A 24,190-nucleotide genomic window follows, 5' to 3' on the forward strand; every position below is an offset into this window, starting at 1 on the left:
CCACTTGCGCTTTCGATCTCTCGTTAGCGGGAGGCGAATTCTACAGCGTTACACGCTGCTGTCAACACCTCTTTTTCAACTTCTTTTGCGCTTCGATGACCTGAAGCAGCTGACCGTCAAAACTGCGCAACTCATTGTTTACCAAGGAGTTTTCCGTTTCGACTGCGCCGGAAGTGGGGCGAATTATAGACATCTGAAATCTGCCGTCAAGCGCTGTTTTCACAAAACTGTCATATCAGTCAAAAAAGCCCCGAAAACACAAAGGCCGGCCCAATGGGCCGGCCTTTGTCCCCTGCTTACAAGCTAGGGAATGCGAACTGCGATGCCTCATGGCTCGCCCGTTGTGGCCAGCGCTGGGTAATCGCCTTGCGGCGAGTATAGAAGCGCACACCATCCGGACCGTAGGCATGCAGGTCGCCGAACAGCGAACGCTTCCAGCCGCCAAAGCTGTGATACGCCACGGGTACCGGCAGCGGCACGTTAACGCCAACCATGCCGACTTCAATCTCGTCGCAGAACAACCGCGCCGCTTCGCCATCACGGGTGAAGATGCAAGTACCGTTGCCATACTCGTGATCGTTGATCAACTGCATGGCTTCTTCCAGGCTGTTGACCCGGACTACGCACAACACCGGCCCGAAGATCTCTTCTTTATAGATGCGCATCTCTGGGGTGACGTGATCGAACAGGCAACCGCCCAGGAAGAAGCCTTCTTCATGACCGGATACGCTCAGGCCACGACCATCCACCACCAGCTTCGCGCCAGCGGCAACGCCGTCATCGACATAACCGCTGACCTTGTCCCGTGCCTGGCCGGTCACCAGTGGCCCCATGTCCAGGCCGCAGGAAGTGCCCGCGCCAATCTTCAGCGCCTTGATCTGCGGCACCAGCTTGTCGACCAGCGCATCGGCAACCTGGTCGCCCACGCAGACGGCCACCGAAATCGCCATGCAACGCTCGCCACAGGAACCATAGGCCGCGCCCATCAGTGCGCTGACCGCATTGTCCAGGTCGGCATCCGGCATCAGTACCGCGTGGTTCTTGGCGCCGCCCAGTGCTTGCACGCGCTTGCCACGCTTGGTGCCTTCGGCATAGATGTATTCGGCAATCGGCGTCGAGCCGACAAAACTCAGCGCCTTGACCTCAGGCGCCTCGATCAACGCGTCCACTGCGGACTTGTCGCCATGCACCACGCTCATCACGCCTTTGGGCAGACCGGCTTCGAGCAACAGCTGAGCGATCAGCAGCGTGGAACTCGGATCACGCTCGGACGGCTTGAGGATGAAGCAGTTACCGCAGACGATCGCCAGCGGGTACATCCACAACGGCACCATCGCAGGGAAGTTGAACGGGGTGATACCCGCCACTACACCCAGCGGCTGGAAGTCCGACCAGGCATCGATGTTCGGGCCGACGTTACGGCTGTATTCGCCCTTGAGGATTTCCGGAGCGGCACAGGCGAACTCCACGTTCTCGATGCCACGCTTCAGTTCGCCCGCGGCGTCTTCCAGGGTCTTGCCATGCTCTTCGCTGATCAGCTGGGAGATGCGCGCTTCGTTCTGCTCCAGCAGTTGCTTGAAGCGGAACATCACCTGGGCACGTTTGGCCGGTGGCGTATTGCGCCAGGCCGGGAACGCCGCCTTGGCCGCGTCGATGGCTTGTTGAATGGTTTCGCGGCTGGCCAATGGCACTTTGTGGATGGGCTGACCGGTAGACGGGTTGAACACGTCGGCAGTGCGACCGTTATCGGTCACCAGTTCACCATTGATCAAATGCGGGATAAGGCTCATGCGGGGCTCCAGAAAATGTGTTCGCGGGCGTCTTGGGAACGCCTGCTTATATATGTAGGTGCTAGCTTGCTAGCGATGGAGGCTAACGATGACGTGGCTGCCTTTATGACTGTGGCGCCCTCTGGTTCATCGCTAGCAAGCTCGCGCCTACAAGTGTTCGGTCAATCAGTCCCAAGTAGTGGGCCAATCAATTCAGGTACAGAGTCGATCAATCGATTTTGTTCAGCACTTCGCCGACCGCGTCGAACAAGCGATCGAGGTCCTGCGGCTTGCTGTTGAACGTTGGGCCGAACTGCAGGGTGTCGCCGCCGAAGCGCACGTAGAACCCGGCTTTCCACAACGCCATGCCCGCTTCGAACGGTCGCACGATCGCATCGCCATCACGTGGGGCAATCTGGATCGCACCGGCCAGGCCGTAGTTACGAATGTCGATGATGTTCTTGGAGCCCTTGAGGCCGTGCAGCGCGCTTTCAAAATGCGGCGCGACGTCCGCCACGCTTTGCACCAGGTTTTCCTTTTGCAGCAGGTCGAGCGCGGCCAGGCCGGCAGCGCAAGCCACCGGGTGCGCGGAATAGGTGTAGCCGTGGGGGAATTCCACCGCGTACTCAGGCGTCGCCTGGTTCATGAAGGTCTGGTAGATCTCGGAACTGGCAATGACTGCACCCATCGGGATCGCACCGTTGGTGACTTGCTTGGCAATACACATCAGGTCCGGGGTCACACCGAAGCTTTCGGCACCGAACATCGAACCGGTGCGGCCGAAACCGGTGATCACTTCGTCGAACACCAGCAGGATGTTGTGCTGGTCGCAGATCTCGCGCAGGCGCTTCAGGTAACCCTCAGGCGGCACCAGCACGCCGGCAGAACCGGCCATTGGCTCGACAAATACGGCGGCAATGTTCGAAGCGTCATGCAGTTCGATCAGCTTGAGCAGTTCATCCGCCAGGGCGATACCGCCCTCCTTCGGCATGCCACGGGAGTAGGCATTGCTGGCCAGCAGCGTGTGCGGCAGATGATCGACGTCCATCATCGCCTGACCGAACATCTTGCGGTTGCCATTCACTCCACCAAGGCTGGTGCCGGCAATGTTCACCCCGTGATAGCCGCGAGCGCGGCCGATCATCTTGGTCTTGGTGGCCTGGCCTTTGAGACGCCAGTAGGCACGGACCATCTTCACTGCAGTATCGGCACACTCCGAACCCGAGTCGGTAAAGAACACATGGTTCAGGTTGCCCGGCGTCAGGTCGGTGATTTTCTCTGCCAGCTGGAACGACAGCGGGTGGCCGTACTGGAAGCCTGGCGAGTAGTCGAGGGTGCCCAACTGCCTGGAGACCGCTTCCTGGATTTCCTTGCGAGTGTGCCCGGCGCCACAGGTCCAGAGACCCGACAGCGAGTCATACACCTTGCGGCCCTTGTCGTCGGTCAGCCAGCTGCCTTCGGCGGCAACGATCAGGCGTGGATCACGTTGAAAGTTGCGATTGGCGGTGTACGGCATCCAGTGCGCGTCCAGCTTGAGCTGGCTGGCCAGCGGCGACCGGGCGTTTTCGGGCATGTTCATGTGCAAAACCTCGCAGGGCAATAAGCGGCATAGAGATCAAAAGCGTTCTTGCAGCTAAATTGCCACGGAGATAAAGTCTGTGAAATCCAACTTTTCTAATGTTCAGTCAGCCCCTTACTAAACTTTGAGCCATTCGCCCATGAGCACACGCCGCCCCGATCCGCTGGCGCAAGTCAGCGACTTTGATATCCGCCTGCTGCGGATCTTTCGCAGCGTGGTCGAGTGCGGCGGGTTCTCCGCTGCCGAGTCGGTGCTGGGCATCGGTCGCTCGGCGATCAGCCAGCAGATGAGCGATCTGGAGCAGCGCCTGGGCTTGCGCCTGTGCCAACGCGGTCGCGCCGGTTTTTCCCTGACCGAGGAAGGCCGCGAGGTATACCAGTCGGCGTTGCAGCTATTGAGTGCACTGGAAAGTTTTCGCACCGAGGTCAATGGTCTGCACCAGCATCTGCGCGGCGAATTGACGATCGGCCTGACCGATAACCTGGTCACCCTGCCCCACATGCGCATTACCCACGCCCTCGCCCAATTGAAGGAGCGCGGGCCCGACGTGCAGATCCAGATCCGCATGATCGCCCCCAACGAAGTCGAACAAGGCGTGCTCGACGGTCGCCTGCATGTCGGCGTCGTGCCCCAGGCCAGCGCATTGTCGGGGCTGGAATATCAGCCGCTCTACGACGAACGCTCGCTGCTCTACTGCGCGGTGGGTCATCCGCTGTTTTATGTCGACGACAAGCAGCTCGACGATGAGCGCCTCAACAGCCAGGACGCCATCGCCCCAACCTTCCGCCTGCCCGCCGATATCCAGGCGCACTACCAGGCGCTCAATTGCACCGCCAGTGCCTCGGACCGTGAAGGCATGGCGTTCCTGATCCTTACCGGGCGCTTTATCGGGTATCTCCCGGACCATTACGCCAGCCTCTGGGTGCAGCAAGGCCGCCTGCGCGCGCTAAAACCCAAGGCGCGGTTTTATGACCTGAGCCTCGCATCGGTCACCCGCAAGGGCCGTCGCCCCCATTTGGTGCTGGAAAGCTTTCTGGAGAGCCTTGCCGCGACCCGGTAAAAATCCATTGAGGCACCGTAATCAAAGGGCTGGAGAGAACCTGAAGGAAAATAACCTGAGCACTTGGACAGCTTTTTGCAGGACGACACTACCGTCACCCGTTCAAGAAGAACTTTGTCCATGCAGCCAGAATCCTCCAACCCCAGCGACCTGATCTACGGCCTCAACGACCGCCCGCGACCCCTGGCCGCGATCCTCGCCGCCTTGCAACACGTGCTCGCCAGTTTCGTCGGCATCATTACGCCGCCGCTGGTCATTGGCTCGGCCCTGGGCTTGATGGCCCATTTGCCGTACCTGATCAGCATGGCGCTGATGGTGTCTGGCGTTGGGACCTTCATCCAGGCTCGCCGGCCTTTCGGCATAGGCGCCGGGATGATCTGCCTGCAGGGCACCAGTTTTGCTTTTTTGGGGGCGGTGTTGTCCGCCGGGTTTCTGGTCAAGCAACGGGGCGGCAGCCCGGAGGACATCCTCGCCATGATCTTCGGCGTGTGTTTCTTCGGCGCGGTGGTCCAGGTGATCCTGAGCCGCTTCATCGGCCAATTGCGCCGTGTGGTCACGCCGCTGGTCACCGGTATCGTGATCACGCTGATCGGCATCAGTCTGATCAAGGTCGGCATCACTGACCTGGGTGGCGGTTTCAATGCCACAGACTTCGGCGCCCCGGGCAATCTGGCCCTGGGAGTATTCGTGTTGTTGACGATCATCCTGCTCAACCGTTCGAACACACCCTGGGTCCGGCTGTCGGCAATCATCATTGGCCTGGTGCTGGGCAGCCTCGCGGCATGGTTCAGTGGCAAACTGGTGCCGCAGCCCTTGCCCGACCTGCCCCTGGTCAGCCTGCCCCTTCCTTTCAAGTTCGGCTTCAGCTTCGACTGGACCGCGTTCCTGCCTGTCGCCCTGATCTATCTGATCAGCACCATCGAAACCGTTGGCGACCTGACGGCCAACTGCATGCTCGCGCGCCAGCCGATCAGCGGGCCGTCCTACATCAACAGGCTCAAGGGCGGTGTCCTGGGCGATGGCGTGAGCTGCCTGATTGCCGCGACGTTCAGCGCATTCCCTAACACCACGTTCGCTCAGAACAACGGCGTGATCCAGTTGACCGGCGTAGCCAGCCGCTACGTCGGGTTGTACATCGGCGCCCTGTTGTTTTGTCTGGGTCTGTTTCCGTTGATTGGTGCAGTGCTGCAGCAAATCCCCAAACCGGTGCTCGGTGGCGCGACCCTGGTGATGTTCGGCAGCGTCGCGGCAGCGGGCGTGCGCATTCTCGCCCAGGCACCGCTGGACCGGCGCAGCATGTTGATCATTGCCACTTCCTTCGGCGTGGGCCTGGGCATTGCCGCGCAGCCCAACCTGTTGCACCTGATGCCAAAACTGGTACAAAACCTGTTCGACTCGGCCATCACCAGCGGCGGCCTTACCGCCATCCTGATGTGCCTGTTGCTGCCGGAAGCGACATCCGCCGCACAGGCAGACGCGGCCCTGCCCAAGAGCGAGCCAATCAAGCAGCTGTAAGGCTTTTATCAAGACAGGACTTGTCGGATACCCGTGGGTGCGCTATCAACGCTCTGGCTGCACCCACCTACCTGTTCGGAAGTGACTATGACCTTTGAAGTCCCTGCTCACGGCGGCAAACCCGCCAGCCGCATTCGTCAGAAGAACGAAGAGGCGATCATCAAGGCCGCCGAAGACGAGTTCGCCCGTCACGGGTTCAAAGGCACGAGCATGAACACCATCGCCCTGAATGCCGGCTTGCCCAAGGCGAACCTGCATTATTACTTCACCAACAAACTGGGTTTGTACGTGGCGGTGCTGAGTAACATCATCGAGTTGTGGGACAGCACTTTCAACACCCTGACAGCCGAAGACGATCCCGCTGAAGCACTGACGCGGTATATCCGCGCCAAGATGGAATTCTCCCGGCGCCAGCCCCAGGCATCGCGGATTTTCGCGATGGAAGTGATCAGTGGCGGCGAGTGCCTGACCGAGTATTTCAACCAGGATTATCGCGCCTGGTTCCAGGGACGGGCGGCGGTGTTCCAGGCGTGGATCGACGCCGGAAAAATGGACCCGGTGGATCCGGTCAACCTGATCTTCCTGCTGTGGGGCAGCACCCAGCACTACGCTGACTTCGCCACCCAGATCTGCCGCGTAACCGGCCGGAGCAAGTTGACCAGGCAGGACATGGAAGACGCCGGCAACAACTTGATCCGCATCATCCTCAAGGGCTGCGGCGTGAAGCCTGCTCTTTAAGACACCCCACTTAAGATCACTATGCCTTATACCCTCAGCGACCTTTGCGAGTATCGCGAAGAGATTCGCAAAAGCCGCTTCATCACCCTGGCCGCTCCCATCAGCAGCCCGGCAGACGCCCAGACGTTTATCGAGCAGCACAGCGACCTGAACGCCACGCACAACTGCTGGGCGTGGAAGCTCGGCGATCAGTACCGCAGCACCGACGACGGCGAACCCGGCGGCACGGCAGGCCGGCCGATTCTGGCGGCAATCGATGCCCAGGATTGTGATCAGGTGGTAGTCCTGGTGATTCGCTGGTACGGCGGCATTCAACTCGGCACCGGCGGCCTCGCCCGGGCTTACGGCGGTGGCGCCAACAAGTGCCTGCAGGCGGCGGCAAAAATCGAACTGATCAGCCGCGTGCCCATGAACTGCGCGTGCGCCTTCGCCGAGCTGGCCTTGGTAAAGATTCGGGTGGCGGAATTGGGCGGGCTGGTGGTGCAGGAGACGTTTACCGGCAATGGGGTCGATTTGCAGCTGGCGGTGGGTGAGCATCAGATCGATGCGCTGCAGTCGTTGTTGGCGGATCTGAGTCGTGGGCGGATAGTGTTGGAGCGCTAAGATCAAAAGATCGCAGCCTTTGGCAGCTTCTACGTAAAGCGTCACCTTGTAGCAGCCGGCAAGCCGGGGCCTGCGGATTTGCGTGGCGCCGCAATCCAATGTGTACCCCGATCCCGTAGGAGCTGCCGAAGGCTGCGATCTTTTAGGGCATCACCCAATTTCCCGACGACCACTAATTGCCCACATCTGCTGTGCACCCGCCTGTGGATAACCTGAGCACATACGGCTGTAACCCTTCTGTCATGCGGCTTTGCGGCCTTTGTTCATTTTTCGTTCAATGCTGCTGACAAAACCCGCAAATTCTCGTGAAAACAATCAGTTAGCCCTGTTTATGTCCTTTAGAAGAAAGCAAGGCAGTACTTATGCCCGGTGTTCGCGCTTGCGCACAAATACTGTGGAGCAATCTGTGGATAACCCGTTCACTCCTGTCGCGACCCCAGATCCTGCATGGGTTGCGGCCGACTGATCGATTTTTAACCAAATGTTCATGCGCGAAATCACAGCGTCATCAAGGGCTCTGCCCCTTGTTGGTGCCCGGATCGGCAGGCGCTGCCGACCGGGCATTGGCTCCACGGCCTGTGATTCAGGATTATTTGAATTTTCCTGACTCAATGGCCAGGAAATTGCTTTATCCACAGGCATAACTTCAATCGACCGAGCCTGTCATGTCTATCCAAGCGCCGATCCCTGATCGAACACCGCGTCTGCAACTGCGCAGAATCACCAAGCGCTACCCCGGTTGCCTGGCCAACGACGCCATCGACCTGACCATCGCACCTGGCGAGATCCACGCCTTGCTGGGTGAAAACGGTGCTGGCAAAAGCACCCTGATGAAGATCATCTATGGCGTCACCCAGGCCGACGCCGGGGAAATGATCTGGCAGGGGCAGCCGGTGCTCATGCGTAACCCGGGGCAGGCTCGCGAGCTGGGGATCGGCATGGTGTTCCAGCACTTCTCGCTGTTTGAAACCCTGAGCGTGGCGCAGAACATTGCCCTGGCAATGGGCGCCGCCGCCGGCACGCCGAAACAGCTCGAACCGAAAATTCGTGAAGTGTCGCGCCGTTATGGCATGGCCCTGGAACCGGAACGACTGGTTCACAGCCTGTCGATCGGCGAGCGCCAGCGGGTGGAGATCATTCGCTGCCTGATGCAGGACATCAAACTGCTGATTCTCGACGAACCGACTTCAGTGCTGACGCCCCAGGAAGCCGACGATTTGTTCGTAACCTTGCGCCGACTGGCAGCCGAAGGTTGCAGCATTCTGTTTATCAGCCACAAGCTCGGCGAAGTTCGCGCCCTGTGCCACAGCGCCACGGTATTGCGCGGCGGTCGAGTGGCCGGGCATTGCGTTCCGGCGCAATGCTCGGACCCGCAACTCGCGCGGCTGATGGTCGGCGAAGCTGCCGAGCTGATGACCGAATATCCGAAAGCGCAAGGTGGCGAGGTTTTCCTGGACGTGAGCGCCCTGTCATGGGCCAACCCGGACCCGTTTGGCTGCTCGCTCAAAGACCTCGACCTGGCTGTGCGCTGCGGTGAAATCGTCGGCATCGCCGGGGTTGCGGGTAATGGCCAGGATGAATTGCTGGCCTTGCTCAGCGGTGAAAAACGCCTGCCCTACAGAGACCGCAACATCATCCGTTTCAGCACAAAACCTGTCGCCCACCTGCGCCCCGATGCGCGCCGTCAACTCGGCCTGGCCTTTGTCCCCGCCGAGCGCCTGGGCCATGGCGCAGTGCCGGACCTGAGCCTGGCCGACAATGCCCTGCTGACCGCCTTCCAGCAGGGCCTGGTGAGCAAGGGCCTGATCCAGCGCAGCAAGGTCAAGGCCCTGGCTGAAGAGATCATTCGCCGCTTCGGCGTCAAGACACCCGATACCCAGACCCCGGCGCGCAGCCTGTCCGGCGGCAACCTGCAAAAATTCATCCTCGGCCGGGAAATCCTCCAGCAACCAAAGCTGCTGGTGGCTGCACACCCGACCTGGGGCGTCGACGTGGGTGCGGCGGCGGTTATCCACCGGGCGCTGATCACCTTGCGCGATGCCGGCGCAGCGATCCTGGTGATCTCCGAGGATCTCGACGAATTGTTCCAGATCAGCGACCGCCTCGGCGCACTGTGCGGTGGTCGACTGTCGCCCCTGAGGGCCACCGTCGACACTCGCCTGATCGATGTCGGCGGCTGGATGGCTGGCCAGTTCGACGCTTCCTGCTCACCCGCACCGGCGACGGTTTAACGGAGTCTTTCATGCTGCTTTCTCTCGAACCCCGTGGCCGCCAATCGCGCCTGATGTTGTGGTGCTCGCCGTTGCTGGCGGCAGTCCTCACGCTGGCCTGCGGCTCGTTGTTGTTTATCGCACTGGGGCATGACCCGCTCCTGACCCTGCACACGCTGCTGATCGCCCCCGTGAGCGATTTGTATGGGGTCTCCGAATTGCTGGTCAAAGCGCTGCCAATCCTGCTGTGCGCCCTGGGCCTGGCAGTGGCGTACCAGGCGCGGATCTGGAACATCGGCGCCGAAGGTCAACTGCTCCTCGGCGCGTTGGCCGGCAGTGCCCTGGCGGTGAACATCATTGATATGCAGAGTCGTTGGGCACTGGTGCTGATCCTGCTGACCGGCTCCCTGGCGGGTGCCGCCTGGGCCGGGCTGACGGCGTGGCTGCGCACGCGCTTCAACGCCAACGAAATCCTCACCAGTATCATGCTCAACTACATCGCCCTCAACCTGTTGCTGTTCTGCGTGCACGGGCCGCTCAAGGACCCGGCAGGCTTCAATTTCCCCGAGTCGGCGATGTTTGGCGACGCCAGCCGCCTGCCGCTGTTGATGGAGGACGGCCGGGTTCACGCCGGTGTGTACTTTGCCCTGCTGGCCTTGGTGACCGTGTGGGTGCTGCTGCAAAAAAGCTTCGTCGGCTTCCAGATAAAAGTCCTCGGGCTGGACACCCGCGCGGCCGGTTTTGTCGGCTTTCGTGAGAAGCGTCTGATCTGGTTGGCACTGTTGATCAGCGGCGGCTTGGCCGGGCTGGCTGGCGTTTGCGAAGTCACCGGGCCGATCGGCCAACTGGTGCCGCAGGTCTCGCCGGGGTACGGCTACGCGGCGATCACCGTGGCTTTTCTCGGGCGCCTGAATCCGCTGGGCATTCTGTTTGCCAGCCTGCTGATGGCCCTGCTGTACATCGGCGGCGAGAGCGCACAAATGAGCATGAATCTGCCGCAGGCGATCACCCAGCTGTTCCAGGGGATGATGCTGTTTTTCCTGCTCGCCAGTGATGTGCTGATTCTCTACCGACCGCGCCTGAACCTGCGCTGGGCCCGTCGCGCCCCAGCCACCGCCGCACACGCTGGAGCCCTGTGATGGACATCGACCTGCTGAGCAATATTTTCTACGCCATGATCCGCTGTGGCACGCCGTTGCTGCTGGTGGCGCTGGGCGAGCTGATCTGCGAGAAGAGCGGCGTACTCAACCTGGGCCAGGAAGGGATGATGCTGTTCGGCGCGGTGATCGGTTTTATCGTCGCACTCAATAGCGGCAACCTGTGGCTCGGTGTGGTGCTGGCGATGCTCGCCGGGATGCTGCTGTCATCACTGTTCGCCCTGGTCGCTCTGGTTTTCAACGCCAACCAGGTAGCCACCGGGCTGGCGCTGACGATATTCGGCGTGGGCCTGTCGACCTTTGTCGGCGCGGCGTGGGTGGGTAAACCCCTGGCCGGATTCGAGCCGGTGGCGATTGCGTATCTCAGCGAGATTCCACTGATCGGGCGCATGCTGTTCGCTCAGGACCTGCTGGTGTACCTGTCGTTTGCGTTGTTTGGCGTGGTGGCGTGGGTGATTTTGAAAAGTCGCGTTGGGCTGATCATCCAGGCGGTCGGCGAAAATCCCGACGCGGCCAGCGCCATGGGCTTGCCGGTGCTGGGGGTGCGCACCCTGGCCGTGTTGTTCGGTGGGGCGATGGCCGGGCTGGCCGGGGCTTACCTGTCCCTGGCCTACACGCCGATGTGGGCCGAAAACATGAGCGCCGGACGCGGCTGGATTGCCCTGGCGCTGGTGGTGTTTGCCAGCTGGAGGGTGTGGCGCCTGTTGCTGGGCGCCTATCTGTTCGGTCTCGCCAGCATCCTGCACCTGGTGGCGCAGGGGTTGGGGCTGGCGATTCCGTCGAGCCTGCTGGCGATGCTGCCGTATGTCGCGACCATCGTGGTGCTGGTGCTGCTGTCCCGGGATGCGGTGCGCACACGGTTGTATGCGCCGGTGTCGTTGGGGCAGCCTTGGCAGGCTGGGCGTTAGGGGGTGCCTGTCAGGCCCTCATCGCGGGCAAGCCCGCTCCTACAGAGTTCGGTGCCGACCGATAATATCGAGTTCAACTCGGCCATTGTGGAAGCGGGCTTGCCCGCGATGGGGCCTTCACAGGCAACACCTGAACAATGCCCCACGCCAATTCAAACACCAGGAACACCACCAGCAACGAGCTTCCCCCCTGCAGCAAGGCATTGAGCTGCCAGGCCGCAAACAAAAACCGCCCCGCCGCGTCATACCGGCCATACACCTGCTGCGGATCACGAATCCGCAGCACCGACCACACACAGACAATCGACCCCAAAAGGTTCGCCATCAACATGTGCACCGGCGCAAACACCGGCAGCTCCCCAGGCAGGTCCAGCGCCTGCATGACAGCCGCGAGCAGCCCATGCAGCGCGGCGAAACTCCAGGGGGTCACGAAGGCCGCCATCACGATCAGGTCATACCAGGCACTGCCGCGCACCAACCGCCGATACTGAGTGGAAGTCCACATCGTCATTGCTCCATAAATTCAGGGAGCAACAAGGCTAAAGCCTGGAGTATGCTCAAGGGTCAAGCCCTTCTCGAGAGCCCGGTATGCGCATCGGTGAACTAGCCCAGGCCAGCTCGGTCAGCCGCGACACGCTGCGGTTCTACGAACAGCGCGGACTGATCGCCGCGCAACGCAGCGCCAATGGCTACCGCGACTACCCGGTGGAAATGGTGCAACTGGTGCAATACATCAAAACGGCCCAACGACTGGGCTTTACCCTCGGTGAGATCGGCGACAGCGTCGCTGCCCTGTGGCAGTCGCCCAATCCGGACAGTGCAGTCACTCAATTGCTCCAAGACAAGCTCAAACTGATCGAGGCGCGCATGGTAGAACTGGGCGAATTGCGTCACCAGTTGCAGCAACGACTCGGCCAGCGTTGTCCATTAAATCCGTGATCCTCATTCATCAAGGAAGCCACTCATGTCCAAGGCAAAAACCGCACTCATCATCGGCGCCTCCCGGGGTCTCGGGCTAGGCCTGGTGAAAACCCTGCTGGCCGATGGCTGGCAGGTCACCGCCACCGTGCGCAACCCGCAGAACGCCGAAGCCTTGCAGGCCTTGGGCAATGTGCGCATTGAAAAACTCGACATGGACGATCAGCAAGCCGTGATTGCCCTGAGCCAGAAGCTCAAGGGTGAACTGTTCGATCTGTTGTTCGTCAACGCCGGGGTCAAGGGACCGGACGTGCAAACGCCCGGTGGCGCTACGCTGGCCGAAGTCGGGCAACTGTTCTTCACCAACGCGGTGGCACCGATCAACCTGGCGCAACGATTTGCCGCACAGATCCAGCCCGACAGCGGCGTGCTGGCGTTCATGAGTTCGGTGCTGGGCAGCGTGACCATGCCGGACGCGCCTGAGCTGGCCTTGTACAAAGCCAGTAAAGCCGCGCTCAACTCCATGACCAACAGCTTTGTCACGCAATTGGGCGAGCAGAAACTCACGGTGTTGTCGCTGCATCCGGGCTGGGTGAAAACTGACATGGGCGGCGAAGGGGCCGACATCGACGTGCAGACCAGCACCCGCGGGCTGGTGGATCAGGTCAATGCGTACGCCGGCAAGGGTGGGCATCATTTCGTTAACTACAAAGGCGAAACCATTCCCTGGTAAGCACTTCCTTTAGCCACCGGCCGGCTCTTCAGGAGCCGGCTTGCCGGGGATGGCCTTTGCTCGGCATTGCTGAAACACCGAGGCGCCTGCATCGCCAGCAAGCTGGCTCCTGCAAAGGGTGCGCGCAGGCCCACGCGGGGTGAGCGCCAGCGTCCGGTCGGGCCGGGCTTGCTCGCCAAGCGGTTTTGTTTGAAACTGCGCACCTCGTCCCCGCGGCGACCCTGGATCAGCAGACAGGGTAATCACTGAGCTGGCTAACCTGAACCCAACTTTCAGAGGAGCCGGCCAACATGCCTGCGACCCGTACCTGGTTAAAAAATCCCCTCGCCATTTTCACTGCCAATGAGCTCGACGCCCGTGGTGGCCTGGTGGTGCAAGACGGTGTGATCGTCGAAGTGCTCGGCGCTGGCCAGCAGCCGGCCACCCCCTGCGATCAAGTCTTCGATGCCCGCGAACATGTGATCCTGCCTGGGCTGATCAACACCCACCACCACTTCTACCAAACCCTGACCCGCGCCTGGGCGCCGGTGGTCAACCAACCGCTGTTTCCGTGGCTGAAAACCCTGTATCCGGTATGGGCACGCCTCACTCCGGAAAAACTCGCTTTAGCCAGCAAAGTGGCCCTCGCCGAATTACTGCTGTCCGGTTGCACCACGGCTGCGGATCACCACTACCTGTTCCCCGAAGGACTGGAAAACGCCATCGACGTGCAAGTCGAGAGCGTGCGTGAACTGGGCATGCGCGCGATGCTCACCCGCGGTTCCATGAGCCTTGGGGAAAAAGACGGTGGCTTGCCGCCGCAACAGACCGTACAGCAAGGCGAAGTGATACTCGACGACAGCCAGCGACTGATCGCCGCTTACCACGAACGCGGCGACGGCGCGCAAATCCAGATCGCCCTGGCGCCCTGCTCGCCGTTTTCGGTGACGCCGCAGATCATGTCCGCCAGCGCCGAACTGGCGAACAAACTCGACGTGCGTCTGCACACCCACCTGGCCGAGACCCTGGACGAAGAAGACTTCTGCCTGCAGCGCTTCGGCCTGCGTACCGTCGACTATCTGGACAGTGTCGGCTGGCTCGGCCCGCGCACCTGGCTGGCCCATGGCATTCACTTCAACCCGGATGAAATCGCCCGCCTGGGCGCGGCAGGCACCGGGATCTGTCATTGCCCGAGCTCAAACATGCGCCTGGCCTCAGGCATTTGCCCAACCCTGGATCTGACCGCTGCCGGCGCATTGCTCGGCCTGGGTGTGGACGGCTCGGCCTCCAATGATGCGTCGAACATGATGCTGGAAACCCGCCAGGCCCTTTACATTCAGCGCCTGCGCTACGGTGCCGAGAAAATCACGCCGGAACTGGTGCTGGGCTGGGCGACTAAGGGTTCGGCGGGGTTGCTGGGACGTACCGACATCGGCGAACTGGCGGTGGGCAAGCAGGCCGACCTGGCGCTGTTCAAGCTGGATGAACTGCGTTTCTCCGGCAGCCATGATCCGGTGTCGGCCCTGCTGCTATGCGGCGCGGATCGCGCGGATCGGGTGATGATCGGCGGCAAATGGCGGGTGATTGACGGGCAGGTGGAAGGGCTGGACCTGAAGGGCTTGATAGCGGATCACAGCCAGGCCGCCCGGCAGTTGATTGCCGGCACCTGACATCACACCGATCAAAACTGTGGGAGCGAGCCTGCTCGCGATGGGCGGTTTTTCAGCCGACATCAAAAGGGTCTGAAACATTGCTAGCGCGAGCAGGCCCACTCCCTCAATTGATTGCTGTGAGTCTCAAAGGCCCAGCAGCGACAACATGATGAACGTCGCGAACAGCACAAAGTGCGTCATTCCTTCGATGGCATTGGTCTCGCCATCGTTGAGGTTGATCGCGCTGACGATCAGCGTGAGGAAGATCATCACCGTCTGCACCGGGGTCATCGCCATCTGGAATGGCTGGCCGGTGTAGAGTGCCATGGCCTCCATCACCGGTACGGTGAGGATTACCGTGGACAACGACGCGCCCATCGCGATGTTGACCACCGACTGCATGCGATTGGCCAGTGCCGCCCGCAGTGCGGTCAGGATCTCCGGCGCGGCGGAAATCGCCGCCACCAGGATTGCCGTGATCACTGGCGGTGCTCCGGTTCCTTCAAGGCCCAGGTCCAGGGTCTTGGACATCACCTCGGCCAGCGCGCCAATCACTACCACCCCAAACACCAGCGTACCGACGGAAACGACCAGGCTTACAGGCGCGGGTTCTGCTTCTGCCGGCTCCTTGCGACGGCGTTTTTCCGGGTAGCTGTAGCTGAAAAAGTAACTGTGCGGCCCGACCTGCATGCGCAGGAATAACGCATACAGCACCACCATCGCGCCAATGGTGAAGCCCGAATAAATCTTCCAGTTGGCCTCGGGAATAAACTCCGGAACCACCATCGACACGCCCATGGCGGTCAGGATCATCACGCTGTAGCTGCGCGCCGAATCGTCGTTATAGGACTGCTCGCCGTGCTTGATCCCGCCCATCAACGCAGCCAGGCCGAGGATGCCGTTGATGTCGAGCATGACCGCCGAGTAGATCGTGTCACGCACCAACGTAGGCGAGGCTTCGTTGCTCATCATGATCGCCAGGATCACCACTTCCACCAGCACGGCGGCCAGCGTCAGGATCATGGTCCCGTAGGGATCGCCGACTTTTTCCGCGAGCAACTCGGCGTGATGCGCGACTCGCATGGAAGCAACGACGATGAATGCGATCAGCACCAGTCCACCGATCAGCGCTACCGCCTGGCCACTGTTGAGCAGCCAGTGTTCCAGTGGATAAGCGACAAATGCGGCGATCAGGGCCAGCAGCAGAAACTTTTCTTGCTTGAGGAGTGTGAGCATTGCAGGCCTTTTACCGAATGAAGCGCAGTTGATGTGATGAGCTACTGACTACGGTGCGGCGCTAACGTTTCGTTACACCTTAGCGCACCAGCGGATGGCGCAGGTTCGGTCACGTGCACCGGGTTGGTCCTGGTGAATCAAAAGATCGCAGCCTTCGGCGGCTCCTGCAGAACAATGCAGACCATGCAGGAGCTGCCGAAGGCTGCGATCTTTTGATTTTGTTGTCCTGTTGGTCAGCAATTTGCATTGCCCACTGCCAACCTCACAACAACATGGAGTTTCAATTCATGCACAACCGCCCGTTGAAGAAACTGCTTTGCGCCGTCGCCGCAGCCATCGGTTTGAGCGCCAGCCTGACCGCCACGGCCGCCGAACCGCTGAAAGTCGGTTTCGTCTACATCGGCCCGATCGGTGACCACGGCTGGACGTATCAGCATGAACAGGGACGCAAGGCACTGGCCGAAAAATTCGGCGACCAGATCACCACCAACTATGTCGAAAACGTCCCCGAAGGCGCCGACGCCGAACGGGTGATCCGCAACATGGCCAAGGACAAATACGACCTGATCTTCAGCACGTCCTTCGGCTACATGAACCCGACCCTGAAGGTGGCAAAGCAATTTCCCAAAGTGACCTTCGAACATGCCACGGGCTACAAGCAGGACAAGAACCTCGGCACGTACCTGGCGCGCACTTATGAGGGGCGCTATGTCGGCGGCTTCCTCGCGGCCAAAATGACCAAGAGCAAAAAAATCGGCTACGTCGCGTCCTTCCCGATCCCGGAAGTGATCCGCGACATCAACGCCATCCAGCTGGCACTGAACAAGTACAACCCTGGCACCGAGATCAAGGTGGTGTGGGTCAATTCCTGGTTCGATCCGGGCAAGGAAGCCGACGCCGCCAATGCGCTGATCGATCAGGGCGTGGACGTGGTGTTCCAGCACACCGACAGCCCGGCACCGATCCAGGCTGCCGAACGTCGCGGCGTGTATGCCGTGGGCTACGCTTCGGACATGGCACATTTCGGTCCCAAAGCCGTGCTGACTTCTATCGTCAACGACTGGGCCCCGCACTACATCCAGGCGACGCAGAGCGTGCTGGATCACTCGTGGAAGTCCCAGGATTACTGGGGCGGCCTGAAGGAAGGTACTGTTGAACTGCCAATCAGCGACCTGGTGCCCGCGCCGGTGAAAGCCCAGGCCGAGCAGATCATTGCAGATATCAAGAGCGGCGCGTTCCACCCGTTTACCGGGCCGATCAAGGACCAGGCCGGTGCCGAGAAAATCCCGGCGGGCGTGACGGCGACCAATGCCGAACTGGCCTCGATGAATTACTACGTGGAAGGCATGAAGGCTGACATACCGAAGTAACTCGCCTGGGTTGAACCACTGGCCTTCCTGTGGGAGCGAGCCTGCTCGCGATGGCGCCACTGCATTCAACACCCATGCTGAATGCCCTGGCCTCATCGCGAACAGGCTCGTTCCCACGATATTTCTCCGATGTTCCACACACGGCGCACTCTCAGGACAATCGCATGAACAGCCTTCCCATCATCGACATCGCCCCCCTCTACAGCGACAACCAGGCTGCCTGGCAATCAGTCGCCATGGAAATCGACCGTGCCTGCCGCGAATGGGGCTTTTTCTATATCAAGGGTCACCCGATCAGTTCGGCGCGCATCGAAGAAGTACTCGCCCAGGCCAAGGATTTCTTCGCCCAGCCCAGCGCGACAAAATTGCAGATCGACATCACCCAGACCCGCCACCACCGGGGTTATGGCGCGATAGCCACGGAACAACTCGACCCGTCGAAACCCAGCGACCTGAAAGAAACCTTCGACATGGGCCTGCACTTGCCAGCCGACCACCCCGAAGTGCTGGACGAAAAACCGCTGCGAGGTCCCAATCGCCACCCGTCGATACCCGGCTGGGAAGCCCTGATGGAGCGGCATTACCTCGACATGCAGGCCCTTGCCCAGACCTTGCTGAGGGCCATGACCCTGGCGCTGGACATCGATTCCGATTTCTTCGACTCGCGCTTCAGCGAGCCCGTCAGCGTGCTGCGCATGATTCATTATCCGCCCCGCCATACCGCCAGCTCGGAAGAACAACAAGGTGCCGGCGCCCATACCGATTACGGCTGCATCACCCTGCTGTACCAGGATGCCGCCGGCGGCCTGCAGGTGCGTAACGTCAAGGGCGAGTGGATCGACGCACCACCCATCGAAGGTACCTTCGTGGTCAACCTCGGCGACATGATGGCGCGCTGGAGCAACGACCGTTATCTGTCGACGCCCCACCGGGTGATCAGCCCGCTGGGCGTGGACCGTTACTCGATGCCATTCTTCGCCGAACCACACCCCGACACCCGGATTGAATGCCTGCCCGGCTGCCAGGACGAGCACCATCCGGCGAAGTATCCGGCCACCACCTGCGCCGAGTTTCTGCTCTCGCGATTCGCCGACACCTATGCCTATCGCCGCGAGCCCCAGGCAGGGTGATGAACCACCTGGTCAGGTTTTACCAATTGTGGCGGCGAGCATCTGTAGAATGCTCGTCATCTGCACCTGATGAGAAAAGAATATGTACGACTGGCTGAACGCCCTGCCCAAGGCAGAACTGCACCTGCACCTCGAGGGTTCGCTGGAGCCCGAGCTGCTGTTCGCCCTGGCCGAACGCAACAAGATCGCCCTGCCGTGGAGCGATGTGGAAACCCTGCGCAAGGCGTACGCCTTCAACAACCTGCAAGAGTTTCTGGACCTGTATTACCAGGGCGCTGACGTGTTGCGCACCTCCCAGGATTTCTACGACCTGACCTGGGCTTACCTCTTGCGCTGCAAGGCGCAGAACGTGATTCACACCGAACCGTTCTTCGATCCGCAAACCCACACCGATCGTGGCATTCCTTTTGAAGTGGTGCTCAATGGCATCGCCGCCGCGTTGAAAGATGGCGAGCAGCAACTGGGCATCACCAGTGGCTTGATCCTGAGTTTCCTGCGCCACCTGAGCGAAGATGAGGCGCAGAAAACCCTGGATCAAGCCCTGCCGTTTCGCGATGCGTTTGTCGCGGTAGGCCTGGACAGCTCGGAGATGGGTCACCCGCCGAGCAAGTTTCAACGAGTGTTCGACCGGGCTCGCCACGAAGGTTTCCTGACCGTCGCCCACGCGGGCGAGGAAGGTCCGCCGGAGTACATCTGGGAAGCCATCGACCTGCTGAAAATCCAGCGCATCGACCATGGCGTGCGCGCTATCGAAGACGAGCGGCTGATGCAGCGAATCATTGACGAGCAGATTCCGCTGACCGTCTGCCCGCTGTCCAACACCAAGCTTTGCGTGTTCGATCACATGTCCCAGCACAACATCCTGGACATGCTGGAGCGCGGAGTGAAGGTCACGGTGAACTCCGATGACCCGGCGTACTTCGGCGGCTATGTGACGGAGAACTTCCATGCCCTGCACACCCATTTGGGCATGACCCAGGATCAGGCCAGGCGGCTGGCGCAGAACAGCCTGGATGCGCGGCTGGTCAAGCCGTAACACCCGGCACCGCCATCGCGGGCAAGCCTTGCTCCCACCGGTGTTCATACCTGTGGGAACAGGGTTTGTGATTGCATGAACAGCGGCTCCCAAGCTTCGGGGGGTAGCTGCTGGAGGACATTTCTCTCTATTCGGGCGATTAGTGCCTTGCCTCTGATAAACCGGGTAATTGCCTGCTCAATTGTGCGCATCGACTGGCGAGCATTTCCCGTAAAAGGTTCACAGGCTTACTCAATTGTGCGCGATGAGCGCACAACAAATTCAGAGAAGCGCGCTCGCCCGTCAGTTCCGGCATGAGGATCTTCAAGCGGCCAGCCAGGACATCTGCAGCAACATCCAGCCAGGATTTATAGGCAATGCCTGCCCCCGCCACGGCCCACAAACGCACCACGTCGGCATCGTCACTGAAGCGATCACCGCTGACTGTCAGGCCGACTTCGCGTTTGCCGTCCTGGAAACTCCAATGGTCGTGAACACGGCTGCCAAGCATGTATAGCAGGCAATTGTGCTGGGCCAGTTGCTCGAGATGCCGCGGCTCGCCATGGCGGGCCAGGTAGCTCGGCGCTGCACACAGCACGCGGCGGTTATGCGGGGCAATGGGCAGCGCCACCAGGCTTGAGTCCTCCGGTTCACCGTAGCGCAAGGCGATATCCACCGGCTGGCGGAACAGGTCGGCAATGCGGTCCCCCAGCAGCAGGCGCACCGTGAGCTTGGGGTGCTCGCGCTGAAAGTCGTCCAGCCAGGGCAGCAATACATTGCGGCCGAAGTCCGATGGTGCCGACAGCTGCAACACTCCGCTGACCTGATCCTGCCCACTGGCCAGCAGGCGGCGCCCTTCTTCTATATTGCTCAACGCCGCGCGGGCGTATTCGAGGAAACCTTCGCCCTCGGCGGTCAGGCGCAGGCTGCGGGTTGAACGGGCCAGCAGACGCGCGCCGAGCTGGTGTTCGATGCGCTTCAACGCCGCGCTGGCCACGGCGGCTGACATGTCCATGCCCCGGGCGGCCGCCGACAGGCTCCCCAGGTCGGCAGCCCGGACGAATAATTGCAGGTCATCAAAACGCAGCATGTGCGGCCTATTATCAAAAAAATATTGAAAGAGACTGCTCTTTTAGCGGGTTTTATCTTCGGTAGAAATAGCTAATCATCTGCCCATCGAAATCATCCCGACTCCTGGAGTGCTCCATGAAAGCCATTGCCTACTACGCGTCCCTGCCGATCAGCGACAACAACGCCCTGCAAGACATCGAGCTGCCGGACCCCGTCGCCGGCCCTCGAGACCTGTTGGTCGAAGTCAAAGCGATTTCGGTCAACCCGGTGGACACCAAGGTCCGGCAGAACGTCCAGCCACAAGACGGCGAGGCAAAGGTCCTGGGTTGGGACGTGGCGGGCGTGGTCAAGGCGGTCGGCAGCGAAGTGACACTGTTCAAGGCCGGCGACAAGGTGTTCTACGCCGGCTCCATCGCCCGTGCGGGCGGCAACAGCGAAATGCACGTGGTCGATGAGCGCATCGTCGGCCACATGCCGAAAACCCTGGGCTTTGCCGAAGCTGCGGCCCTGCCACTGACCGCGATCACCGCATGGGAACTGCTGTTCGAGCGCCTGCAAGTGCGCGAAGGCCAAGCTGCGGAGGGCCAGAGCCTGTTGATCGTTGGCGCGGCCGGGGGCGTCGGTTCGATCCTCACCCAACTGGCCAGCCAGTTGACCGGCCTTCAGGTCATAGGCACTGCGTCGCGTCCGCAAACCCAAGCCTGGGTACGTGAGCTGGGCGCAGACCTGGTGATCGATCACAGCCAGCCGCTCAGCGAAGCACTCAAGCGCGCGGGCGTGGAACAGGTGACCCACGTTGCCAGCCTGACCCAGACTGACCAGCATCTGGATCAACTGGTCGAGGCCTTGGCGCCGCAAGGAAAACTGGCGCTGATCGACGATCCGAAGGCACTGGACATCACCAAACTCAAGCGCAAGAGCCTGTCGCTGCACTGGGAGTTCATGTACACCCGCTCGCTGTTCGAAACCGCCGACATGATCGAACAACACACACTGTTGAACCGCGTGGCCGAGCTGATCGACGCCGGGACGCTGAAAACCACGGTGGGCGAACACTTCGGCACCATCAACGCGGCGAACCTGCGACGCGCCCATGAGTTGCTGGAGAGCGGCAAGGCCAAAGGCAAGATTGTCCTGGAAGGCTTCTAGAACAGAGGTGACGGTGTCGTGCGCACAGGGCCGACACCGTCAGTCAGAGAGTTGACCTTTGTCACAATTACGCGCTGGATCGGGACTACAATCGAGGCCTCTGCAAGGCAAATCTTTTACTTATAGGAGGTCAGCAATGAAGATCCTGATAAAAGAAGTGGCCCGTTCCCAGTGGCAGGTCCGCCTGGACCAACATGCCGTGACATTCCGCAGCGAAGCCGAAGCGCGCGCCTTTACCCGAACCCTGGAAGCGCGGCTGCAGGCGCCTCACCGTTTTCCCGACCAGCAGCGCGCTGCTGGCTGAGCACGCCCTCAAACCTGGGCCTGCACCAGCGCCCGGGTATTCTGCAAACGTCGGGTGAGCATTGCGACGCTCACCACCAAAGCCCCGCACAGGCTGATGACCATGGCCATCGGCATGGCCGTGCCGTCGTACAAAATCCCCACCAGTGACGCAGCCCCGGCGGCGACGCTGAATTGCAGGCAACCAAGCAGTGCCGACGCACTGCCGGCACGGGCGCCTTGGCCGTTCATCGCGCAGGCTGACGCGTTGGGCAGGATGCACCCCAGGCTGGCGATACAGATGAACAACGGAATCAGCAGCGGCCACAGTTTCTCGGTGTGCAGCGCACTCACGGCGAGCAGCGCCAGGCCTGCCGCCAGGTAAACCCATACCGCACGAGCCAGCAGGAATGCCGGCCCACGCTTGGCCAGCAACCGGGCGTTGACTTGGGCCACCAGAATGAAACCTGCCGCATTGGTGCCGAACAACCAGCCAAAATGCTCGGCCGGCACGCCATACAGCTTGATGAACACAAAAGGCGAGCCGGCGATGTAGGCAAACATCCCGGCGATGGCGATACCGCCCGTCAGGGCGTGACCCAGGAATACCCGGTCCGCGAGCAACCGGCCGTACTGCCGCAACGAGCCAGATAATGGTTGGCGTGGCATGTCGGCCGGCATGCTTTCCGGCAACCCCAGCGCCACGGCTACCGCCGCCAGCGCACTGAAGCCGGTCAGCACCAGGAAGATCGACTGCCAGCCTGTGGTATTGACCAGCAACCCGCCCAGCATTGGCGCAAGGATAGGTGCCAGCCCCATCACCAGCATCAGCTGGGAAAAGACCTTGGCCGAGCCCACCGCATCGCATTTATCGCTGACGATTGCCCGCGAGATCACCATCCCTGCGCAACCGCCCAGCGCCTGGACGAAGCGCGCGCCGATCAGCCAGTCGAGGTTCGGCGCAAAAGCGCAGGCCAGTGAAGCGACGGTGAACAATACCACGCCGGTGAGCAATGGCACCCGCCGGCCGAAGCGATCGGCAATCGGCCCGTAGACTAATTGACCAATCGACAGCCCCAGAAAATAGGCCGCCAGCGTCACTTGAACGTGTTGCTCGTCGGTGCCGAAAGCCAGCGCCATTGCGGGAAAGGCCGGCAGGTAAAAATCAATCGCCAGCGGCGCAAATGCACTGAGGGCGCCGAGGATTAAAATGGTACGAAAGTTCATCAGGCATCCAGTTGGACAGAAGTCAGCAGCCCAACAGTCTAGCCGGGGATGGACGCCTTGAACATTCCGATAGGTCGCTAACTAATAAAGACTTCAGGCGAGCTTTGCTTCATATCCTTCTTCAGTGATGGCGGCGAGCACCTCTTCAGCCGACAGGCTGCTCTCGACGCCAACTTCCCTGGCGCCCAGATCGACTCGCACGCTGGCGGCCGGGTCCCTGGCTTGAAGCGCATGGGTAATGGCTTTTACGCAATGGCCGCAGGACATGCCTTGAACAGTGAACACTTGCATGGGATGACTCCTGTTGATGGGATTGACACCAGTCTCGAGCTTGCCACCATGGCAAGGTCAAGTTCTGAAGTGAACGGCCGGGCTGGCAATCGCCGTCGAGCTCGGCCAAGCTGCGAGTATCAATGACTTCAACATCAGGAGATTCAGCCATGCGCTGGTCAGCTCTCAGCCTGTTTGGCTTCCTTGGCCTCTTCGCGGCCCTGCCTTCGGCCAACGCTGCCGGGGAGGACTACGGGGTGCTGATCATTTCCCGCGAGCGCCTGGAAGTGTCGACCAATTGCGAAATTGGCGTGTACCTGCAAGACCAGCTGTCCGCTCGGCTGTTCCAGGAGCAAAGCACGTCATTCAACTTGCCGCCGGGCAATGTCTCCCTGCGCCTGAAACTGCTGCCGGGCCAGGCCCCGGGGTGCAATCCGGGGATGCTCGCGCCGGGTTCGCAAACCATCACGCTCAAGGCCGGGGATGTGTTGAAATTCCGGATTGCGATGTCGCAGGAAGGGATGTACCTCAAGCCTGCGGCGTTGAACTACTGAGCGCCACAGATCGGATCAAGGTGATATTGGCGCTTGACCTTGCCCGCATGGCAAGGTTGATCCTG

The 24,190-nt window shown here is 60.9% G+C and carries 23 protein-coding genes; 16 read left to right on the forward strand and 7 right to left on the reverse strand.

Annotation, left to right across the window (positions count from 1 at the left end; genetic code table 11):
* Positions 1–296: 296 nt before the first annotated feature.
* Positions 297–1,790 (reverse strand): CoA-acylating methylmalonate-semialdehyde dehydrogenase, encoded by a 1,494-nt coding sequence (locus EQV97_RS26415; protein WP_122841669.1) that lies wholly within the window; start codon positions 1,788–1,790, stop codon positions 297–299.
* A 208-nt stretch (positions 1,791–1,998) separates the two neighbouring features.
* Complete coding sequence (locus tag EQV97_RS26420; RefSeq protein ID WP_122841668.1) at positions 1,999–3,348, reverse strand: aspartate aminotransferase family protein; 1,350 nt, start codon at positions 3,346–3,348, stop codon at positions 1,999–2,001.
* Between the two features lie 139 nt (positions 3,349–3,487).
* On the opposite strand from EQV97_RS26420, the gene EQV97_RS26425 reads away from it, so the two are divergent.
* The 7 genes from EQV97_RS26425 (at position 3,488) to EQV97_RS26455 (ending at position 11,539) form a co-directional block, all read left to right on the forward strand.
* Complete coding sequence (locus tag EQV97_RS26425) at positions 3,488–4,408, forward strand: LysR family transcriptional regulator (RefSeq protein WP_045058195.1); 921 nt, start codon at positions 3,488–3,490, stop codon at positions 4,406–4,408.
* Positions 4,409–4,528: 120 nt separating this feature from the next.
* Entirely contained in the window at positions 4,529–5,923 is a 1,395-nt protein-coding gene (locus EQV97_RS26430) for a nucleobase:cation symporter-2 family protein (protein WP_240890371.1), read from the forward strand.
* 87 nt (positions 5,924–6,010) lie between these two features.
* The gene (locus tag EQV97_RS26435; protein WP_240890372.1) at positions 6,011–6,661 is read left to right on the forward strand and encodes a TetR/AcrR family transcriptional regulator; all 651 of its coding nucleotides are present in this window, start codon (positions 6,011–6,013) and stop codon (positions 6,659–6,661) included.
* 21 nt (positions 6,662–6,682) lie between these two features.
* Complete coding sequence (locus tag EQV97_RS26440; protein ID WP_240890373.1) at positions 6,683–7,264, forward strand: YigZ family protein; 582 nt, start codon at positions 6,683–6,685, stop codon at positions 7,262–7,264.
* Positions 7,265–7,929: 665 nt separating this feature from the next.
* A complete protein-coding gene (locus tag EQV97_RS26445) occupies positions 7,930–9,495 on the forward strand; it encodes an ABC transporter ATP-binding protein (protein WP_225571126.1) in 1,566 nt (521 codons plus the stop codon).
* A gap of 11 nt (positions 9,496–9,506) precedes the next feature.
* Positions 9,507–10,613 carry an ABC transporter permease gene (locus EQV97_RS26450; RefSeq protein ID WP_240890374.1) on the forward strand — a complete coding sequence of 369 codons (1,107 nt, stop codon included), beginning with the start codon at positions 9,507–9,509 and terminating at the stop codon, positions 10,611–10,613.
* Positions 10,613–11,539: an ABC transporter permease gene (locus tag EQV97_RS26455; RefSeq protein WP_240890375.1), complete on the forward strand. Its 927-nt coding sequence runs from the start codon at positions 10,613–10,615 to the stop codon at positions 11,537–11,539. The genes EQV97_RS26450 and EQV97_RS26455 overlap by 1 nt, the downstream gene beginning before the upstream one ends.
* A gap of 73 nt (positions 11,540–11,612) precedes the next feature.
* On the opposite strand, the gene EQV97_RS26460 is transcribed toward EQV97_RS26455, so the two are convergent.
* On the reverse strand, positions 11,613–12,044 hold the full coding sequence (locus EQV97_RS26460) for a hypothetical protein (RefSeq protein ID WP_240890376.1): 432 nt from the start codon (positions 12,042–12,044) through the stop codon (positions 11,613–11,615).
* Positions 12,045–12,127: 83 nt separating this feature from the next.
* Here EQV97_RS26460 and EQV97_RS26465 point away from each other — a divergent pair, with 83 nt between their 5' ends.
* The 3 genes from EQV97_RS26465 to EQV97_RS26475 all read left to right on the forward strand — a co-directional run bounded on the left by EQV97_RS26465 (position 12,128) and on the right by EQV97_RS26475 (position 14,839).
* On the forward strand, positions 12,128–12,478 hold the full coding sequence (locus EQV97_RS26465; RefSeq protein ID WP_225571125.1) for a MerR family transcriptional regulator: 351 nt from the start codon (positions 12,128–12,130) through the stop codon (positions 12,476–12,478).
* A gap of 25 nt (positions 12,479–12,503) precedes the next feature.
* Positions 12,504–13,190, forward strand: a complete 687-nt coding sequence (locus EQV97_RS26470; RefSeq protein WP_122841659.1) for an SDR family oxidoreductase — start codon at positions 12,504–12,506, stop codon at positions 13,188–13,190.
* A 290-nt stretch (positions 13,191–13,480) separates the two neighbouring features.
* Entirely contained in the window at positions 13,481–14,839 is a 1,359-nt protein-coding gene (locus EQV97_RS26475; RefSeq protein WP_122841658.1) for an 8-oxoguanine deaminase, read from the forward strand.
* Between the two features lie 126 nt (positions 14,840–14,965).
* Here the strand turns inward: EQV97_RS26475 and EQV97_RS26480 are convergent, their stop codons facing one another.
* Entirely contained in the window at positions 14,966–16,057 is a 1,092-nt protein-coding gene (locus EQV97_RS26480) for a calcium:proton antiporter (protein WP_240890377.1), read from the reverse strand.
* 287 nt (positions 16,058–16,344) lie between these two features.
* Here EQV97_RS26480 and EQV97_RS26485 point away from each other — a divergent pair, with 287 nt between their 5' ends.
* The 3 genes from EQV97_RS26485 (at position 16,345) to EQV97_RS26495 (ending at position 19,593) form a co-directional block, all read left to right on the forward strand.
* A complete protein-coding gene (locus EQV97_RS26485; protein ID WP_045058184.1) occupies positions 16,345–17,427 on the forward strand; it encodes a BMP family ABC transporter substrate-binding protein in 1,083 nt (360 codons plus the stop codon).
* A 164-nt stretch (positions 17,428–17,591) separates the two neighbouring features.
* Complete coding sequence (locus EQV97_RS26490) at positions 17,592–18,557, forward strand: 2-oxoglutarate and iron-dependent oxygenase domain-containing protein (protein ID WP_122841656.1); 966 nt, start codon at positions 17,592–17,594, stop codon at positions 18,555–18,557.
* An 82-nt stretch (positions 18,558–18,639) separates the two neighbouring features.
* Positions 18,640–19,593 (forward strand): adenosine deaminase, encoded by a 954-nt coding sequence (locus EQV97_RS26495; RefSeq protein ID WP_122841655.1) that lies wholly within the window; start codon positions 18,640–18,642, stop codon positions 19,591–19,593.
* A 139-nt stretch (positions 19,594–19,732) separates the two neighbouring features.
* Here the strand turns inward: EQV97_RS26495 and EQV97_RS26500 are convergent, their stop codons facing one another.
* Positions 19,733–20,662, reverse strand: a complete 930-nt coding sequence (locus EQV97_RS26500) for a LysR family transcriptional regulator (RefSeq protein ID WP_122841654.1) — start codon at positions 20,660–20,662, stop codon at positions 19,733–19,735.
* 116 nt (positions 20,663–20,778) lie between these two features.
* Here EQV97_RS26500 and EQV97_RS26505 point away from each other — a divergent pair, with 116 nt between their 5' ends.
* Both EQV97_RS26505 and EQV97_RS26510 read left to right on the forward strand, forming a co-directional pair.
* Complete coding sequence (locus EQV97_RS26505; RefSeq protein WP_122841653.1) at positions 20,779–21,792, forward strand: zinc-binding alcohol dehydrogenase family protein; 1,014 nt, start codon at positions 20,779–20,781, stop codon at positions 21,790–21,792.
* A 136-nt stretch (positions 21,793–21,928) separates the two neighbouring features.
* A complete protein-coding gene (locus EQV97_RS26510) occupies positions 21,929–22,096 on the forward strand; it encodes a hypothetical protein (protein ID WP_163019560.1) in 168 nt (55 codons plus the stop codon).
* A gap of 8 nt (positions 22,097–22,104) precedes the next feature.
* Here the strand turns inward: EQV97_RS26510 and EQV97_RS26515 are convergent, their stop codons facing one another.
* Together EQV97_RS26515 and EQV97_RS26520 are read right to left on the reverse strand one after the other, a co-directional pair.
* Entirely contained in the window at positions 22,105–23,301 is a 1,197-nt protein-coding gene (locus EQV97_RS26515; protein WP_240890378.1) for a multidrug effflux MFS transporter, read from the reverse strand.
* 93 nt (positions 23,302–23,394) lie between these two features.
* Positions 23,395–23,592, reverse strand: coding sequence for a cation transporter (locus EQV97_RS26520; protein ID WP_240890379.1), 198 nt, complete (start codon positions 23,590–23,592; stop codon positions 23,395–23,397).
* A gap of 149 nt (positions 23,593–23,741) precedes the next feature.
* Between EQV97_RS26520 and EQV97_RS26525 the strand changes: the two genes are divergently transcribed.
* Positions 23,742–24,125 carry a hypothetical protein gene (locus EQV97_RS26525; RefSeq protein WP_045058177.1) on the forward strand — a complete coding sequence of 128 codons (384 nt, stop codon included), beginning with the start codon at positions 23,742–23,744 and terminating at the stop codon, positions 24,123–24,125.
* Positions 24,126–24,190 lie beyond the last annotated feature (65 nt).

It is taken from the genome of Pseudomonas sp. TMW22090 (assembly GCF_022496665.1).
GTDB lineage: Bacteria > Pseudomonadota > Gammaproteobacteria > Pseudomonadales > Pseudomonadaceae > Aquipseudomonas > Aquipseudomonas gregormendelii.